The sequence below is a fragment of the Streptomyces sp. NPDC088197 genome (assembly GCF_044741185.1).
Classification (GTDB): Bacteria; Actinomycetota; Actinomycetes; order Streptomycetales; family Streptomycetaceae; genus Actinacidiphila.
In genome coordinates this window covers 19182-33611 of the sequence record NZ_JBIUSD010000030.1, presented here as the reverse complement: position 1 = coordinate 33611, position 14430 = coordinate 19182, and the positions used below count along the sequence as shown (strand labels likewise).

Genomic DNA, 14430 nt, shown 5'->3' with positions numbered 1-14430 from the left:
CCTCCACACCTACAACCACCACCGCACCCACACCGCACTCGGCGGCCAGCCACCCATCACCCGCGTCAACAACCCTCCAGGTCAATACACCTAGGTCCCGCACAGGGCCGCCTCGCTACGACCGCAGGGTGGTGTTGTCGTGGCCCTCCGCCATCAGTGCGAGGACTTCGCGTTCGCACGCCGCGCGCAGGCCCTCGTCCCGGAAGCCGGGCGGCATCCGGACGTCGAGCACGGCGATGGCCGGGCGGTGTTCGAGCAGCGCGGGCAGCGCCTCGGGGCCGGGGCCGACGACGTCGACCGCCTCGTGCCCCGAGGAGGTGAGCAGCAGGACGAGCCCTTGGCGCAGCAGCGCGTTGTCCTCGGCGATCACCACACGCACGGCAACTCCGCCTGGATGACGGTCGGTCCGCCGACCGGACTGGACACGGTGACCTCGCCGTCGAGCGCGGCGACCCGGCGGCGTGTGCCGAGCAGACCCGAGCCGCCGTGCTCTCCGCTCGCCGTCCGCTCGTCCACGCCGCCTCGGCCCTCGTGCCGCCGCGCGCGTCGGCCGCGTGACGGCGCGGAGCCCCGGGTGAGCGGGGAGGACACGTCCGCTCATACTGGGGCGACCGCAGACCCCGCACTCCTGGAGAAGTCACGTGATCGTCGTCGGTCTCATGTCGGGCACCTCGATGGACGGCCTGGATGTCGCCGTCGGTGAGTTCGGTTTCGACGGGGAGGTGCTGACGCTGCGGCCGCTCGGGGCCGAGGAGTACCCGTGGCCGCCCGAGACGCGGGAGCGGCTGCTCGGGCTGCTGCCGCCGTCCACTGTCGGACTCGCCGAGGTGTGCGAGGTGGACACGCTGGTGGGGCAGGCGTCCGCGGCGGCGGTCGTCAGGGCGATCGAGCGGTTCTCGGGCGGCCGGGCCGACCTCGTGGCCTCGCACGGCCAGACGGTGTTCCACTGGATCACCGACGGCCGCGCCCTCGGCACCCTGCAACTCGGCCAGCCCGCGTGGATCACCGAGGCGACCGGACTCCCTGTCGTCTCGGACGTACGGGCCCGCGACATCGCGGCGGGCGGCCAGGGCGCGCCGCTCGCCAGCACGCTGGACACGCTGTGGCTCGCGGACGACACGTCGGCCGGTGCCGGGACCGTACCGACCCGCCGGGCCGCGCTGAACCTCGGCGGCATCGCCAATGTGACGGTGGTCGGCGGCCGGGACGAGCCGGTCGTCGCCTTCGACACCGGTCCGGCCAACTGCCTGCTCGACGCCGCCGCCCACCGCGTCACCGGGGGCCGGGCCGGGAGCGACCTCGACGGCCGCCTCGCGCTGGCCGGGACCGTACGCCCGGACCTGCTGGCCCGACTGCTGGACGAGCCGTACTACCGGCGGGAGGCGCCGAAGTCCACCGGCCGCGAGCTGTTCAGGGCCGACTACCTCGAGCCGCGGTGCGCGGGGCTGCCGCCGGTGTCGGACGAGGATCTGATGGCGACGCTGACGGAGCTGACGGCCGTGACCGTCGCGGACGCCTGCCGCCGGTACGGGCTCACCGAGGTCGTCGCCTCCGGGGGCGGGGTGCGCAATCCGGCGCTGATGGCGGCGCTGCGCGAGCGGCTGAGCCCCGCGGTCCTCGTCACCAGTGACGAGCGCGGGCTGCCCGCGGGCGACAAGGAGGCGTATCTGATGGCGCTGCTGGGCTTCCTCACCTGGCACGGGATTCCTGGTGTGGCCCCCGGCGCGACCGGCTCCGCGACCCCGCGGGTACTGGGCCGGATCACTCCGGGCGACGCGCCGCTCCGGCTGCCGGAACCGGCCCCGAGCCCGCGCCGCCTCGCCGTCCTGCCGCCGGTCTGACCCGTACCGCCTGGCGACCGCCGACGGCCCGGGGGGGACACGCTGGGCGGCATCGCCTCGTGCGTACCGCCGTTGAGCCGTGCGCCGTTGAGCCGTGCGCCGATGAGCGGCCGATCAGGCGCGGTCGTGGAGCGTGATCTGGTAGCCGTCGGGGTCGGCGAGGGTGAACGTCCGACCGAAGGGGCCGTCGACCGGCGCGGAGACGATGGTGTGACCGTCGGCGACAAGAGCGTCATGGACGGCCTGGACGTCGGTGGCGTGCAGCCAGATCCCGGCACCGATGCCGGGCTGGGCGACGGACGCGAGATCGGTGCCGGGAACGATGTCGCGCAGTGCGAACGCGATCGGCTTCGTCTCGAAGACGACGGCGTGCGGAGGTCCGGCCTGCGAGCGGACGAGGCCGAGGTGCTGCTCGTAGAACGCCTCTGAGGCGCCGAGGTCGCGCGCGGCGCGTTCGTCACACGGCAGTCGATGAACGTGCTGCTCCAGACCCTGGAACGGGACGGCTACGTGACCAGGCCCGCGGCGGCGCCCGTCGGGAAGGTCCTCCCCACGCGGCTCACGCCGCGCGGCCGACGGAGCCTGGAGAAGGCGACCGTGGCCGTCCGTTCCGTCGAGGTGAGAATGCTGGCCGGCCTGACCGACACCGAGCAGTCAGGCGCGTTCCGAATCCTGCAAAGCATGATCCATTCCCTGCGCGACACCAAAGCCGACGGCCCATGCGGCGCTGGCTGACGCAACATCGTCTGGGAGACGCGGCTCCTGGCCACGCCTTCCAGCGCCTCGGCTCCCGCGCCGCGTCCGTCAGGCCACCGTCACTTCGAGAGGAAGTCGCGCAGCGCGGTGTTGACCTCGTCGGCGTGGGTCCAGAGCAGGCCGTGTGGTGCTCCTTCGACCTCGACGTAGTCGGCCTCGGGGAGCGCCTTGTGGAATCGGCGGCCAGTGGCGTCGATCGGGAGGATGTTGTCCTTCGTTCCGTGCAGGATCAGCGCGGGCTTGCCGCTCGCACGGACCGCCTCGACATCGGCGCGGAAGTCCTCGATCCATGCCGGGACCGCGGCGTACGCGGCCACCGGAGCGCTGAGGACCGCGACGTTCCAGCTACCGGTCACCGCCTCCTCGCTGATACGGGTGCCGAGGTTCTCGTCGAGGTTGTAGAAGTCCGCGTAGAACTGCTTGAACCAGGCGTACCGGTCCGCCTTCGCGGTCGCCGCGATGCCGTCGAACACTTCCTGCGGCACGCCGTCGGGGTTGTCGTCGCGGGCGACGAGGAACGGCTCCAGTGAGGCGAGGAAGGCGAGCTTCGCGACACGCTCATGACCGTGCCGGCTCACGTAGCGGGCGAGTTCCCCCGTGCCCATCGAGAAACCGACAAGGACGACGTCCCGCAGGTCGAGGGTCTCGAGGACCGTGTTCAGATCGGCGGCGAAGGTGTCGTAGTCGTAACCGGAGTTCACCTTCGAGGACTGGCCGAAGCCTCGGCGGTCGTAGGTGATGACCCGATAGCCCTGGGCCAGCAGTTCGCGCGTCTGACGTTCCCAACTGTGCCCGTCCAGCGGGTAGCCGTGGACCAGGACGACCGGCTGCCCGGAACCCTGGTCCTCGTAGTAGAGCTCGACCGGCGTGCTGTTCTCCGTGCCGACGGTGATGTAACCCATGGTCTCTTTCCCTTTCCGGCCGACGAACCGAACGCCGACCCGTGTCTTTGAGCCCGATGGCTCGATTTCTGTGCGAGAACTCCGTTTCACCGGCGGCGAGTCGGATGATTCCCCGCTCCGCCGCCGACCGCTTCCCGTGCCGGGCCGCCCCTCGGCGGACGCACGGCCTGGTCCACGGTGTCCACGACGGTGACGCGGCCACCGTCGCCGGGATCGGGATCGGGCATGATCGATTCCGGGTCGGCGAGATACACCTCGTGACAACTCAGCGTCAGCCGACGCACGACCTCCAGCAGCACGCGCCGCGCCGCGCCGTCCATCGAATGGACCCTCGTCAGGTCCAAGGCCACCCTTACGGCCGAAGGCGGAACGGCCATGGCTTCCTGAACGACCCTCTCGGCCGCGGCGAAGCCGATGCCGCCTTGCAGTCGCAGGACCCGGAGCGCGTTCGGTCCGCTGCCCACGTCATGGTGGGACCGCACCACCGCACGCGCGGCGGCGGGGACCTCCATCACACGCAGTCCCATGCCCCCGGAGAATGGTTCGAACAGGGACACCCCGCGAACGCTGTTCCCGTGACGATCCAGGCGTGGTGAGAACGTGGCCATGCCGATCTGTCCGGGGAGCGCGCCGATCAGGCCCCCTGCCATCCCGCTCTTCGCCGGAATGCCGACCCCGCGTGGTGACGAGTACAGAACACTGCCGGATGCAACCGTCCACGACGGCCTCGGGGTCCTCGGTGAGGCCACGCGCTCCGCCGGAAGCAGGTTCACCGCGCCGGCGAGTGCGTGCACGGTGATCGCACCAACGTTGATCATGGGATTGAGAGGGCGCAGTGCCTCTGCAAGATAGTCGGGAATGATCGGCCGCATCCGTCCTCCATGCGCAATCGGCGTCGGGCACCGCCGCACGACGGTTTGTCCGACTGTCCTTCCGCGCGGAAGGCGACGACGTGACCGCGGTTCTCCGGTCCGGTCGAGGCGCCGCTGTTCTTCTGCGACGAGTGCTCAAGCAGCCGTGCCGGACGCGGGGGCGGCGGTGAGCGCGCGGAGCCGGTCGATGTCGACGTTGGCTCCGAAGGCGGGGGTTCCCGGCTCGAGCCGGACGCCCGCCGCAAGGCCGCCGATGGCGAGGGGGTCGAATCCGAGTGCGGTGATCAGGTCAGCGACGACGGCGAGATCCTCGGGCGAGTCCCCGGCGATCGCGATGGCCTTGCGTCCGACGGAGCCGACCGGACGGGCCCCGTCCTCGAGATCGTGGTAGCCCATGTGGTTGAGGGCTTTCACGACACGTGCGCCCGTCAGGAACCGCTGAACGGCCTCGCTCGACGACGTGTCGGGCGGGAGGATCTCGTCGCGGGGACCGTCGACCTCCCACCAGTGGTTCATCGCGTCGACGACCAGCTTGCCCTTCAGCTCCGTGACCGGGAGGTCACGGTGTTTGCCGAGCGGGAGGGCCAGGACCACCACGTCGGCGGCATCGGCGGCCCGGGCCGACCATACGGCGGTCGCTCCGGGCGTGAGGACCCTGGCGGTGAGCGCGACCTTCGAGGGGTCGCCGGACCCGGAGATCAGGACTCGATAGCCGGCGGCGACCGCCAGGCGTGCCAGGACAGTGCCGACCTTCCCGGCTCCCAGGATTCCGACCGTGGTGACAGGGTCAGTCATCGCGTGGCTCCCGCCGAGGCCGCGGGCCGCTCGGACAGAAGTTCACGGACCCGAGGGATGACCTGGGTGCCGTACAGCTCGACCGAACGCAGGCGCGCGGAGGCCGAGACGGTGCCGGCGGCGGAGTAGATCATGTCGAACCGGCCCGCGTCCAGGACTCGTACGGCATGGGCGATCCTCGCCGCGACCGTCTCGGCCGAGCCGACGTACAGCGACCCGCGGTCCACCTCCGCGTCGAATTCCTCCCGGCGGAGCGGCGGCCAGCCGCGCTGCCTCCCGATGCGGTCGCGGATCTCCTTGTACCCGGGGTAGAAGAGCTCCTTGGCCTCTTCGTCGGTGGAGGCGACGAAGCCGGGCGAATGGGTCCCGATCGGCTGGGCCGTTGTGCCGAACTCGTCGCTGGCACGCCGGTAGAGATCCACGTAGGAAGCGAACCGGTCGGGAGCGCCGCCGATGATGGCGAGCATGAGCCGGAAGCCGTATCGCGCGGTGCGGAGCACGGACTGCGGCGTCCCGCCCACCCCTACCCAGGTGTTGAGACGTCCCGACTCCGTCTTCGGGTACACGTCGGCATCGCGCAGGGCGGCACGCGTGGTGCCGTCCCAGGTGACGGGCTTCTCGTCCAGGAGTCGATGGAAAAGGTCGATCTTCTCCTCGAACAGCACGTCGTAGTCCTTGAGGTCGTACCCGAACAGCGGGAACGACTCGGTGAAAGAACCGCGCCCGAGGATCACCTCGGCGCGGCCGTTGGAGAGCGCGTCGACCGTGGCGAACCGCTGGAACACCCGCACCGGGTCGTCCGAGGACAGCACGGTCACGCCCGAGGCGAGCCGGATGCGCCTCGTGGCCGTCGCGATGCCCGCCAGCACCGTCTCGGGGCTGGAGATCGCGTACTCGGGTCGGTGGTGCTCGCCCAACGCGACGACGTCGATACCGACCTGGTCGGCGAGGACCGCTTCGGTCACCGCGGCGCGGATGGCCTGGGCGTGCGAGACGATGACGCCCTGGTCGTCCCGGGGCCGGTCCCCGAAGCTGTCGATGCCGAACTCGATTTGCGAAACGTCCATCGTGCTCACTCGCTCAACGCTTTCGTCGGGTCGGGGCATGGCGATGCGTGGTTCGTGACCGCCGGGCGGGACATCCGTCCCGGGCGACCTGTGCGGATTCCCCGCCGGTCAGGTGCAGCGACCGCACCACCGTCGCTTTAGTTGACATGTAAACCATGCCACTCTTATGGTTGAGATGTCAACTAGATTCCGGTGCGACACCCTCGCCAGCAGTGGATGGAGGGGAGGCCGGGCACAGACCTCCGGCCCCTGACGAGGATTCCTCGCCTGACGCGGGCCCGCATGGCCGTGCCGCCCACCTGCGGGGCCGCTGCGGCCCCGCAGGAAGGTACTCACTCTCACCCTCACCGTCGTCGCGGTCGCGGCGACCGCGCTCGCGGCCGCTTCCGCGGCGACGACGGACACGCCCAAGGACACCGCGGCACCCCTGAAGTGGGAACCGTGCCCGAAAGAAGCCGCCGCGCCGCGGTTGGAGTGCGGAACCCTGCACGTCCCCCTGGACTACAGCCGGCCCGACGGCCGCCAGATCGAGATCGCGGTTTCCAGACTGGCCAGTGATCAGCCGTCCAAGCGCCGGGGTGTGCTGTTCACCAATCCGGGAGGCCCGGGCGCGGCCGGGCTCGTCTATCCCGCCAACGCGTGGATGCTGCCGCACATCACCACCGCCAACACCGCCGCAAGGGGTGCGCGCCGAGACCAGGGCCGTGTTGTGCGGCTGCGGTCAGAGCCGCCTCCAGCCGTACTGCGACCACGCGGGGCCCTGCGGTCAGTGACACGACCGGCGCCCCGGCCCGCGCAGTGGGGACACCGCTCGGCTGAGTTCTCGTCATCAGCGCCGCGAACGACTCCGCCCGCCTCACGCGCCAGAGGTCGGCCGGATGCTTCCGTCAGCCTCTGTGCGACCGACTTCGACCACCGCCTTGCCGTGGAGGGTGCGCGTGAGGAGCCGGTCGATCGCTTCGTCGACGCGGTGCCAGGAGCCGCGCCACGCCACTGACGGAGTCAGGTCCCCCATGGCGACCCGCTCGCTCAACCAGCTGAGGTCAGGAGGCAGCGGAGCGCCGTCGAGCTGGTGGAAGGTGACGATGCTGCGGTTGTGACGCGCCGGGCCGGCGATGAGGGCACCCGGCGGGAACGACTCCGGCTCGGGAGCGACGTGCCCCAGGGCGACGAGCACCCCGTCCCGCTCCAGGAGGTCGAACGCCTCCACGAGGAGCGCGCCACCGACACACTCGACGACTCCGTACACGGATCCGGCGTACTCACTGGGGCGAGAGACCACCTCGGCGGCACCGAGAGAGCGCAGCTCGGCGGCGTACGGCGCGGCCGAGCCGGTGACGGCGACGACCGTGGCCCCGCCCATGCGCGCGAGTTGCACCGCGTAGCGTCCGACTCCCCCGGTGGCGCCCGTGACCATGACGGTTCGGCCGAGGATGGGGCCGATGCGCCGTAGCGCGCGCAGAGCACTGTTGGCGGCGACCGGGATGGTGCTCACTCCGCCGAGATCCGCGTTCCGGGGAACCACACCGATCATCGCGGTGTCCGCGACCCTGTACTCGGCCCAGCCGTTCGCCTCGTCGAGTGTGATGACAGGCGTACCCACCGGGGGCCCGGAGCCGTCGCGTGCGGCTTCGACGACATGTCCGGCCGCTTCCCACCCCGGAATGGCACCGTCGGGCAGGTCGCGCGCGGTCACGATCTCCCCGTAGTTGAGCGAGAACGCGTCTACCTTCACCAGGACCTGGGAAGGGCCGGGCCGAGGTGGTTCGGCCTCGCCCACCCGGAGCGCCGTACCGCGTGTGTGGTCGACCATCAGTGCTCTCACGGAAGCCCTCCTCAATGTGCCACTGAGAGGCACATGCTACCAAGTGGCAGATCGAGGGTTTCACGGTAGGCTGCACGGGTGGATGGCGCCAGACCGGTCGGAGGGCAGGGCGGAGCCCGGCCGGAGACACTCAGGGAGCGCAAGAAGGCGCAGACCCGCCGGGACCTGGTGGTCCATGCGCTGGAGTCCTTCACCCTTCACGGCGCGGATGCTGTCACCCTCGACGACTTGTGCCTTCAGGTGGGCGTCTCGAAGCGCACGTTCTTCCGGTACTTCACCAGCAAGGAAGACGCGGCGATGACGCCGTTGCAGGATCTGTGGCGCGAGTTTCTGCGGCGGCTGGATTCGGAGCCGCAGTCCCGCGACGCCGACGCGACAGTCCTCTCCGTCCTGCGCGACACCCTGGTCGCCTCCATCCGCGAATGTGCGGCTCGGGACGCGAACTGGACCCGGCTCACGCTCCTTGCGCTCGGGCTCGACGCCGTCCACCCGTCGTTCACCGCGCACAATCTCCGGTTCTGCGACGAGGCCGTTCAGGCTGCGCTGAGCACCCTGGCACCGGTCCTGGGCATTTCGGATGCGGACGATCCCAGGCCCAGGCTCCTGCTCGACCTCTTCCTCGTCGCCTCGCGTGACGCCCAACGAGTCTGGATGCGGCGCCCGGAGGACGGCGACAGCGCGGAGAGTCTCGTCCTTCTCCTCAACCGCACCGTCGCCGCGCTCCCGGCGAGTCTCGAACTCAAGGCTCCTCAAGACTGATCGCTCACGCGTTCATGCCGGCCCTCCCCACCGCCCGGCCTGTGACTCGGCTCGCACCAGGAACGCGCACCGCTCCGGCGCACCCGTGCTGGCACTCGCCTCACCCATCCCGTCCCGTCAGATCGGCACCGGTTTCTTCCAGGAGGAGCACCTGGAACGGCTGTTCGTCGAGTGCGGCGAATACCGCGAGATGATCAGCACCTCCGAGCAGATGCAGGGGTACTGCGGAGGCGGGCGCTCTCGCACGACGGACCGTTCCCGGTCGACCTGGTGACCGACCCCGACGCGCTGTCGATCCGCCGCACGTCTCGGCCGCTTCGGCCTTGGGGGCCGACATCGCACGCCCCGTGGCGCTTCCGTACGGGCTCGTCGGCTGCGACGCCGAAGGTGACCTCGGGATCGTCCCGTCCACGTCAGATCTGGTTGGTGCCGCCGTCGACGTAGATGTTCGCGCCGACGACGTAGCTGCTCTGCTCCGAGGCGAGGAAGGCCACGACCGCGGCGGCTTCCTCGGGCTGGCCCATGCGGCCCTTGGCCACGGTCGCGGCGACGTTCTCCTTGACGGCCCGGGCGGTCTCCTCGTCGCCGAAGGCGGCGGTGCCCCCGGGCGTCTCGATCCATGCCGGCGAGACCACGTTGACCCGGATGCCGCGGGTCTTGAGCTCGTTGGACCACGTCCGCGCGAAGGACCGGACGGCCGCCTTCGACGCCGCGTAGGCGCCGAACGCTTCCACGCCGCGGTCGCCGGCCGTCGAGCCGACCAGGACGACCGACGCTCCGTCGTTGAGCAGCGGCAACGCCTTCTGCACGGTGAACAGCGTGCCTCGGACATTGACCCCGAAGGTCTGGTCGAAGTGCTCCTCGGTGGTCTGTTCCAGTGTCACGAACGCGCCGATCGCCGCGTTCGCCACGAGCACGTCCAGACCGTTGCCTCGCGCCCGGACGGCGGCGTAGAGCCGGTCCAGGTCCTCCGGCTTCGCGATGTCGCCGACGACGGCGGTGGCCCGGTCCGCTCCGATGGTCTTGACGGCGGCCTCCAGTTCGGACGCGCGGCGGCCGGTGACGAAGACATACGCGCCCTCGTCCGCCAGCCGGATCGCGGTGGCCAGACCGATACCCGTGCTGCCCCCGGTGACCACGGCCGTCCTGCCTTCCAGCTGTCCCATGTGGATGTCTCCCTCACTGTCCCGGTGCCCATCTGTACGACATCGATACTGCGGGAGCAGTGGAGTACGATCAATCACGGATAGTCCTCCATTGTTTACGTATCGTCCAGGAGGTGTCGTCGATGCTCGGGTTCGGGGATCCGGTGGCCGACGCGATCAGCCTGCTCCGGCCCCGCACGGTGATCGGGCCCAATCTCCGGGCCTCGGGAAAGTGGGCTCTGCGCTTCGACACGTTTCCTCACGTGCGGGTCGGGGGCCTCGTACGCGGCACGTGCTGGTTGATCCTCGAAGGGCACGAGCCGGTGCTCCTGCGGGAGGGTGACACCTTCATGCTGGGCAACCCGCAGCCTTACGTGCTGGCCAGCACGCTCGACGCAAGCCCGCGCCCCGCGGAGCCGGTATGGGCGGGCGCCGACGACGGATTCGTGCGGATCGGCCCGGAGTCCGAGGAGGACCTCTGCCTCTGCGTCGGGCACATCGCGTTCGACGACAGGAACGCGGCACTCCTGACCGATCTTCTGCCGCCGCTCGTGATCGTCCGCGTTGGCGATCCTCATGGCGGGCGGCTCGCCCAGCTGATCGATCTCCTCGCCACCGAGGTCGGGATCACCGCCGCCGGTGGCCCGTTGGTGCAGAACCACCTCGCGCAAATCCTGCTCGTGCACATGCTCCGCGCCCACGCCGGTCAGACCGACCGGCCCACCGGCTGGCTGGGCGCCCTGAACGAGGACGGCATCGGTGCCGCCCTGCGCGCCGTGCACGCGGACGTGGCCCACTCCTGGACCCTCAAGGAGCTCGCCGAGATCAGCCACATGTCACGTTCCGCGTTCGCCCATGCCTTCAAGAGCCACGTCGGTGTCCCGCCGCTGGAGTACCTGATCCAATGGCGCATCAGCCTCGCCCGCGACGCCCTCGCCCGCGACACTCTGTCGATCTCCGAGCTGGCGCGCGCCACGGGTTACCGGTCCGAGAGCGCGTTCAGCACCGCGTTCCGCCGCGTCGTCGGCTCATCGCCCGCACAGTTCCGGAACCAGGAACGGCAGTCATCACGCTCGGCCGCGAACGGAAACTGAAGGAGCCGTCCCACGCTCAGCCGACACCGCCCGCGCTCGCGACTCATACGGCGGATCCGCGGGCCTGACGTGGGGACATCGGGTCGCGTCCTGCTTGCCACGGAAGCAGGTGAGATGTCAACAACATCGATAGACTGTGCGCATGGACGTGACGCCACGCTGGCTCGAGCCGGAAGAGAAGGCCGCCTGGGACAGCTTCATCCGCATGCAGGAGACCCTCATCGGACGGCTGTCCCGCCACGTCCAGACCGACTCCGGAATGTCCGCGTCCGACTACATCGTGCTCTCCAGCCTCACCGAAAGGGGCGGGGGGCGCATGCGGTTCCTGGATCTGGCCAAATCCGTGGAGTGGGAGAAGAGCCGGATGTCCCACCAGGTCTCGCGGATGACGAAACGCGGGCTCACCGTCAGGGAGGAATGCCCCGACGACGGCCGTGGAGCATTCGTCGTCGCGACTCCCGCCGGCTACAAGGCGATCGAAGACGCCGCGCCGATGCACGTGGAGCGCGTACGGCGCCTGTTCGTCGACGCCCTGACCCCGAGTCAGCTCAGCACGCTCGCTCTGATCTCCAAGAGAATCCTGGACCACATCGAGAAGCAGCCGGACTGACCGGGCGTCACCGTCAGTTCACGTCCTGCCCGGCCGCCATGGCCTCGTCAGGTGCTTCGAAGGGGGCTCGGACGGCCGCGGAGCCGGCACCGGAGCGCTGGGCTGAGGGCAGTACCGCGCACGGAGGGCGTCGGCGTAGAAGGCGGCAGGGCGGTGGCGGCGGGCGAGTCGAGCGGTGTGGCGGGGTCAGTGGTCCTCGGCTGACGCGCGTCGGCCGGGGTGGGGGTGGGGGCGGCGCTGGTGCACCACGCCGTAGGTCTGCGCGAGCGCGGCGGTCGCGCGGTCGTACGAGCGCTGGGCGATGCCGACGAACAGGCAGTCGACCACGGCCAGTTGGGCGATCCGGCTGGCGGTGGAGCCGGACCGCAGGGGCATCTCGCGGACCGCGGTGGTGAGCACCAGGTCGGCGGACCGGGTGAGCAGCGAGCCCGCGAAGTTGGTGAGGGCGATGGTGGTCGCGCCGCGCTCGGCGGCGGCCTCCAGGGGGTCGACGGTGTCCACGGTGGCGCCGGAGTGGGAGATGCCGACCGCCACGTCGTTCTTGCCGAGCAGGGCGGCGGCGGTCAGGGCCGCGTGCGCGTCCGTCCAGATGAACGCCATGAGGCCGATGCGGTGCAGCTTCTGGTGCAGGTCCTGGCCGACGAAGCCGCTCGCCCCGATGCCGAAGATGTCGATCCTGCGGGCCTGGGATATCGCCCGTACGGCCAGTTCCAGGGTGTCGAGGTCGAGGTTGGCGCCGGTCTCCTCCAGCGCCCGCGCCTCGTTGTACACGATTTTGTCCACGACCTGGGCGAGGGTGTCCGCCTCACTGATGTCGCCGCTGGCCCGTAGCCGGTCCGCGCTCTGCGCGTCCTCGCGCGCCGCCGCTCCGGCCAGCGCCACGCGCAGGTGCGGGTAATTGCGCAGCCCGATCGTCCGGCAAAAGCGCATCACCGTCGTCACCGAGGTCTCCGCCTGCCCGGCCAGCGCCGTGCTGGACAGCCGCGCCGCCCCGGCCGGATCGCTCAGGATCGCCGCCGCGACCCGCTTCTCCGCGGGCTGGAGGGAGGGGACGGCGCCACGGATCCTGACCAGTACGTCACCGGCGAGCGCGTCGTCGGGCGCCCGGTGCGCCGTGACGCCGGAGACGGGAGGGGCCGCCGCGGTCGGAGGGACCGCGGCGGACGCGTCCTGCGCGGTGGGCACGGGCAACAGTGCGCGCTTGGCCATGGCTTCCTCCAGATGACGTCAGCGACAGCGTAGCCCGGAGATGATGTTAAAAACGAACACTATGACCGCCGCTCGCGGTAGTTATTGACGCGTCAGGCCGTCATCTCCATACTTGCCGAATCACCGCAGCCCAAGGGCGGTCCGCAGCCGGACCGTCCGGCCATGCCGTACGCCCGAAGGGCGGGGCTGCGCGTACGGGGGACGGCGCCGCCGGGGTCCCCGTCCGACACCTCTGGCACCGCACCGCGAAGGAGACACAGCTCGATGAGATCTATGTGCAAGGCAGGCATTGCCGGGCTCACCGCGGCCGTCTTCCTGCTCACCGCGTGCGGGAACGACGGCTCGTCCTCCTCTTCCCCCTCCTCCGCCGACGGCAAGTCGCTGACCTGGTGGGTCATGAAGGGCACCAACCCGGACGCGACGGCCTTCTACGCCGCGGCGAAGAAGGAGTTCGCCGCCGAGACCGGCGCCACCTTGAAGATCCAGGAAGTGCAGTGGGCCGACGCCCACGACAAGCTGGTCCGCGCCTTCGCGGGCGGCGGCGGTCCCGACGTCTCGGAGATCGGCACCACCTGGACCCCGGAGTTCGCCGCCGCGGGCGGGCTCACCGACCTCACCCAGCAGATCGACTCCGCGGGCATCTCCAAGGACCTGATCCCCGCCCTGAAGGACTCCGCGACCTACGACGGCAAGCAGTACGGCGTCGGCTGGTACGCCGGTGTGCGGGCGATCGTCTACCGCAAGGACGTCTTCACCGAGCTGGGCCTGAAGACCCCGGCCACCTGGGCCGAGCTCGAGCAGACCGTGAAGACGCTCAAGCAGAAGAAGCCCGACATGATGCCCATGCCGATCGCCGGCGCCAGCTCGTACGCCTCGGCGCCCTTCATCTGGGGTGCGGGCGGTGACTTCGCCAAGGACAGCGGCGGCAAGTGGACCGGCACCCTCGACTCGCCGCAGGCCCGGGCGGGCCTGGAGTTCTACACCAACCTCGCGCTCAAGGACGACTCCTCCAGCGTCGGCGCCTCGACCTGGAAGGAGACCGACCTGCTCGACTCCTTCGTCAAGGGCAAGGCCGCCATGGTGATCCAGGGCAACTGGACCCCGAAGACCGCGGTCGCCACCGACCCCACCCTCAAGGACAAGATCGGCGCCTTCCCGATCCCGGGCAAGGACGGCGGCATCGCGCCCGCGTTCCTCGGCGGCTCCAACCTCGCGGTCCTCAAGACCAGCAAGAACCCCGATCTGGCCTGGAAGTTCATCAAGATGATGACCACCGGCGGCCTGAGCAAGCAGTGGGCGGACCAGGCGGGTTACTTCCCCAGCACCACCACGCAGCTCAAGCAGTACGCCAACAGCCCCGACCCGCTGGTGGCGCCGTTCGCCAAGACGATGCTCGAAGCGGGCAAGAACGTGCCGAGCGCGCCGCAGTGGGGCGCCGTCGAGGGCGACCAGACCGTGACGCAGATGCTCCAGTCGATCCTTACCGGCACCTCGGTGCAGAAGGCCACCACGACAGCCTCTGACTCCATCACCAAGACGCTCCAGGGGAGCTGAC

The 14430-nt window shown here is 70.2% G+C and carries 14 protein-coding genes and 3 pseudogenes; 7 read left to right on the top strand and 10 right to left on the bottom strand.

Features of this window, described 5'->3' with window-relative positions:
- Positions 1-172: 172 nt before the first annotated feature.
- Together ACIOC1_RS35395 and ACIOC1_RS35390 are read right to left on the bottom strand one after the other, a co-directional pair.
- Positions 173-379, bottom strand: a pseudogene (locus tag ACIOC1_RS35395) (response regulator); the annotation flags it as partial.
- Positions 367-552: pseudogene (locus ACIOC1_RS35390) on the bottom strand (sensor histidine kinase); the annotation flags it as partial. The pseudogenes ACIOC1_RS35390 and ACIOC1_RS35395, both read right to left, overlap by 13 nt.
- An 89-nt stretch (positions 553-641) precedes the next feature.
- Here ACIOC1_RS35390 and ACIOC1_RS35385 point away from each other — a divergent pair.
- Complete coding sequence (locus tag ACIOC1_RS35385) at positions 642-1841, top strand: anhydro-N-acetylmuramic acid kinase (RefSeq protein WP_401858711.1); 1200 nt, start codon at positions 642-644, stop codon at positions 1839-1841.
- A gap of 114 nt (positions 1842-1955) precedes the next feature.
- Here ACIOC1_RS35385 and ACIOC1_RS35380 read toward each other — a convergent pair whose 3' ends face one another.
- On the bottom strand, positions 1956-2309 hold the full coding sequence (locus ACIOC1_RS35380) for a VOC family protein (protein ID WP_401858718.1): 354 nt from the start codon (positions 2307-2309) through the stop codon (positions 1956-1958).
- On the opposite strand from ACIOC1_RS35380, the pseudogene ACIOC1_RS35375 reads away from it, so the two are divergent.
- Positions 2274-2576, top strand: a pseudogene (locus ACIOC1_RS35375) (MarR family winged helix-turn-helix transcriptional regulator); the annotation flags it as partial. The gene ACIOC1_RS35380 and the pseudogene ACIOC1_RS35375 sit on opposite strands and share 36 nt — an antisense overlap.
- An 80-nt stretch (positions 2577-2656) precedes the next feature.
- Here the strand turns inward: ACIOC1_RS35375 and ACIOC1_RS35370 are convergent.
- The 5 genes from ACIOC1_RS35370 to ACIOC1_RS35350 form a co-directional block, all read right to left on the bottom strand.
- Positions 2657-3499 carry an alpha/beta hydrolase gene (locus ACIOC1_RS35370; protein WP_355347567.1) on the bottom strand — a complete coding sequence of 281 codons (843 nt, stop codon included), beginning with the start codon at positions 3497-3499 and terminating at the stop codon, positions 2657-2659.
- An 86-nt stretch (positions 3500-3585) separates the two neighbouring features.
- On the bottom strand, positions 3586-4371 hold the full coding sequence (locus ACIOC1_RS35365) for a glutaminase (RefSeq protein ID WP_401858708.1): 786 nt from the start codon (positions 4369-4371) through the stop codon (positions 3586-3588).
- Positions 4372-4506: 135 nt separating this feature from the next.
- The gene (locus ACIOC1_RS35360; protein WP_401858705.1) at positions 4507-5166 is read right to left on the bottom strand and encodes an NADPH-dependent F420 reductase; all 660 of its coding nucleotides are present in this window, start codon (positions 5164-5166) and stop codon (positions 4507-4509) included.
- Positions 5163-6233, bottom strand: coding sequence for an Atu2307/SP_0267 family LLM class monooxygenase (locus ACIOC1_RS35355; RefSeq protein WP_391127969.1), 1071 nt, complete (start codon positions 6231-6233; stop codon positions 5163-5165). The genes ACIOC1_RS35360 and ACIOC1_RS35355 overlap by 4 nt, the downstream gene beginning before the upstream one ends.
- Before the next feature lie 856 nt (positions 6234-7089).
- Positions 7090-8013, bottom strand: a complete 924-nt coding sequence (locus tag ACIOC1_RS35350; RefSeq protein ID WP_401858702.1) for a zinc-binding dehydrogenase — start codon at positions 8011-8013, stop codon at positions 7090-7092.
- A gap of 123 nt (positions 8014-8136) precedes the next feature.
- Between ACIOC1_RS35350 and ACIOC1_RS35345 the strand changes: the two genes are divergently transcribed.
- Positions 8137-8817, top strand: coding sequence for a TetR family transcriptional regulator (locus tag ACIOC1_RS35345; RefSeq protein WP_391164274.1), 681 nt, complete (start codon positions 8137-8139; stop codon positions 8815-8817).
- Positions 8818-8902: 85 nt separating this feature from the next.
- Positions 8903-9091, top strand: a complete 189-nt coding sequence (locus ACIOC1_RS35340) for a hypothetical protein (RefSeq protein ID WP_391052523.1) — start codon at positions 8903-8905, stop codon at positions 9089-9091.
- 139 nt (positions 9092-9230) lie between these two features.
- Here ACIOC1_RS35340 and ACIOC1_RS35335 read toward each other — a convergent pair whose 3' ends face one another.
- Complete coding sequence (locus ACIOC1_RS35335) at positions 9231-9983, bottom strand: SDR family NAD(P)-dependent oxidoreductase (protein WP_401858698.1); 753 nt, start codon at positions 9981-9983, stop codon at positions 9231-9233.
- 122 nt (positions 9984-10105) lie between these two features.
- Between ACIOC1_RS35335 and ACIOC1_RS35330 the strand changes: the two genes are divergently transcribed.
- Together ACIOC1_RS35330 and ACIOC1_RS35325 are read left to right on the top strand one after the other, a co-directional pair.
- Positions 10106-11056: an AraC family transcriptional regulator gene (locus ACIOC1_RS35330; RefSeq protein WP_401858715.1), complete on the top strand. Its 951-nt coding sequence runs from the start codon at positions 10106-10108 to the stop codon at positions 11054-11056.
- Positions 11057-11198: 142 nt separating this feature from the next.
- Positions 11199-11666 carry a MarR family transcriptional regulator gene (locus tag ACIOC1_RS35325; protein ID WP_391052476.1) on the top strand — a complete coding sequence of 156 codons (468 nt, stop codon included), beginning with the start codon at positions 11199-11201 and terminating at the stop codon, positions 11664-11666.
- 186 nt (positions 11667-11852) lie between these two features.
- Here ACIOC1_RS35325 and ACIOC1_RS35320 read toward each other — a convergent pair whose 3' ends face one another.
- The gene (locus ACIOC1_RS35320) at positions 11853-12875 is read right to left on the bottom strand and encodes a MurR/RpiR family transcriptional regulator (RefSeq protein ID WP_355347579.1); all 1023 of its coding nucleotides are present in this window, start codon (positions 12873-12875) and stop codon (positions 11853-11855) included.
- Between the two features lie 264 nt (positions 12876-13139).
- Here ACIOC1_RS35320 and ACIOC1_RS35315 point away from each other — a divergent pair, with 264 nt between their 5' ends.
- Positions 13140-14429, top strand: a complete 1290-nt coding sequence (locus tag ACIOC1_RS35315) for a sugar ABC transporter substrate-binding protein (protein ID WP_355347582.1) — start codon at positions 13140-13142, stop codon at positions 14427-14429.
- Position 14430: the final 1 nt, after the last annotated feature.

Bases quoted from the DNA above. Each gene is read 5' to 3' on its own strand.
- ACIOC1_RS35370 (WP_355347567.1), bottom strand. From the start codon at position 3,499: ATGGGTTACATCACCGTCGGCACGGAGAACAGCACGCCGGTCGAGCTC.
- ACIOC1_RS35365 (WP_401858708.1), bottom strand. From the start codon at position 4,371: ATGCGGCCGATCATTCCCGACTATCTTGCAGAGGCACTGCGCCCTCTC.
- ACIOC1_RS35360 (WP_401858705.1), bottom strand. From the start codon at position 5,166: ATGACTGACCCTGTCACCACGGTCGGAATCCTGGGAGCCGGGAAGGTC.
- ACIOC1_RS35355 (WP_391127969.1), bottom strand. From the start codon at position 6,233: ATGGACGTTTCGCAAATCGAGTTCGGCATCGACAGCTTCGGGGACCGG.
- ACIOC1_RS35335 (WP_401858698.1), bottom strand. From the start codon at position 9,983: ATGGGACAGCTGGAAGGCAGGACGGCCGTGGTCACCGGGGGCAGCACG.
- ACIOC1_RS35330 (WP_401858715.1), top strand. From the start codon at position 10,106: ATGCTCGGGTTCGGGGATCCGGTGGCCGACGCGATCAGCCTGCTCCGG.
- ACIOC1_RS35325 (WP_391052476.1), top strand. From the start codon at position 11,199: ATGGACGTGACGCCACGCTGGCTCGAGCCGGAAGAGAAGGCCGCCTGG.
- ACIOC1_RS35320 (WP_355347579.1), bottom strand. From the start codon at position 12,875: ATGGCCAAGCGCGCACTGTTGCCCGTGCCCACCGCGCAGGACGCGTCC.
- ACIOC1_RS35315 (WP_355347582.1), top strand. From the start codon at position 13,140: ATGAGATCTATGTGCAAGGCAGGCATTGCCGGGCTCACCGCGGCCGTC.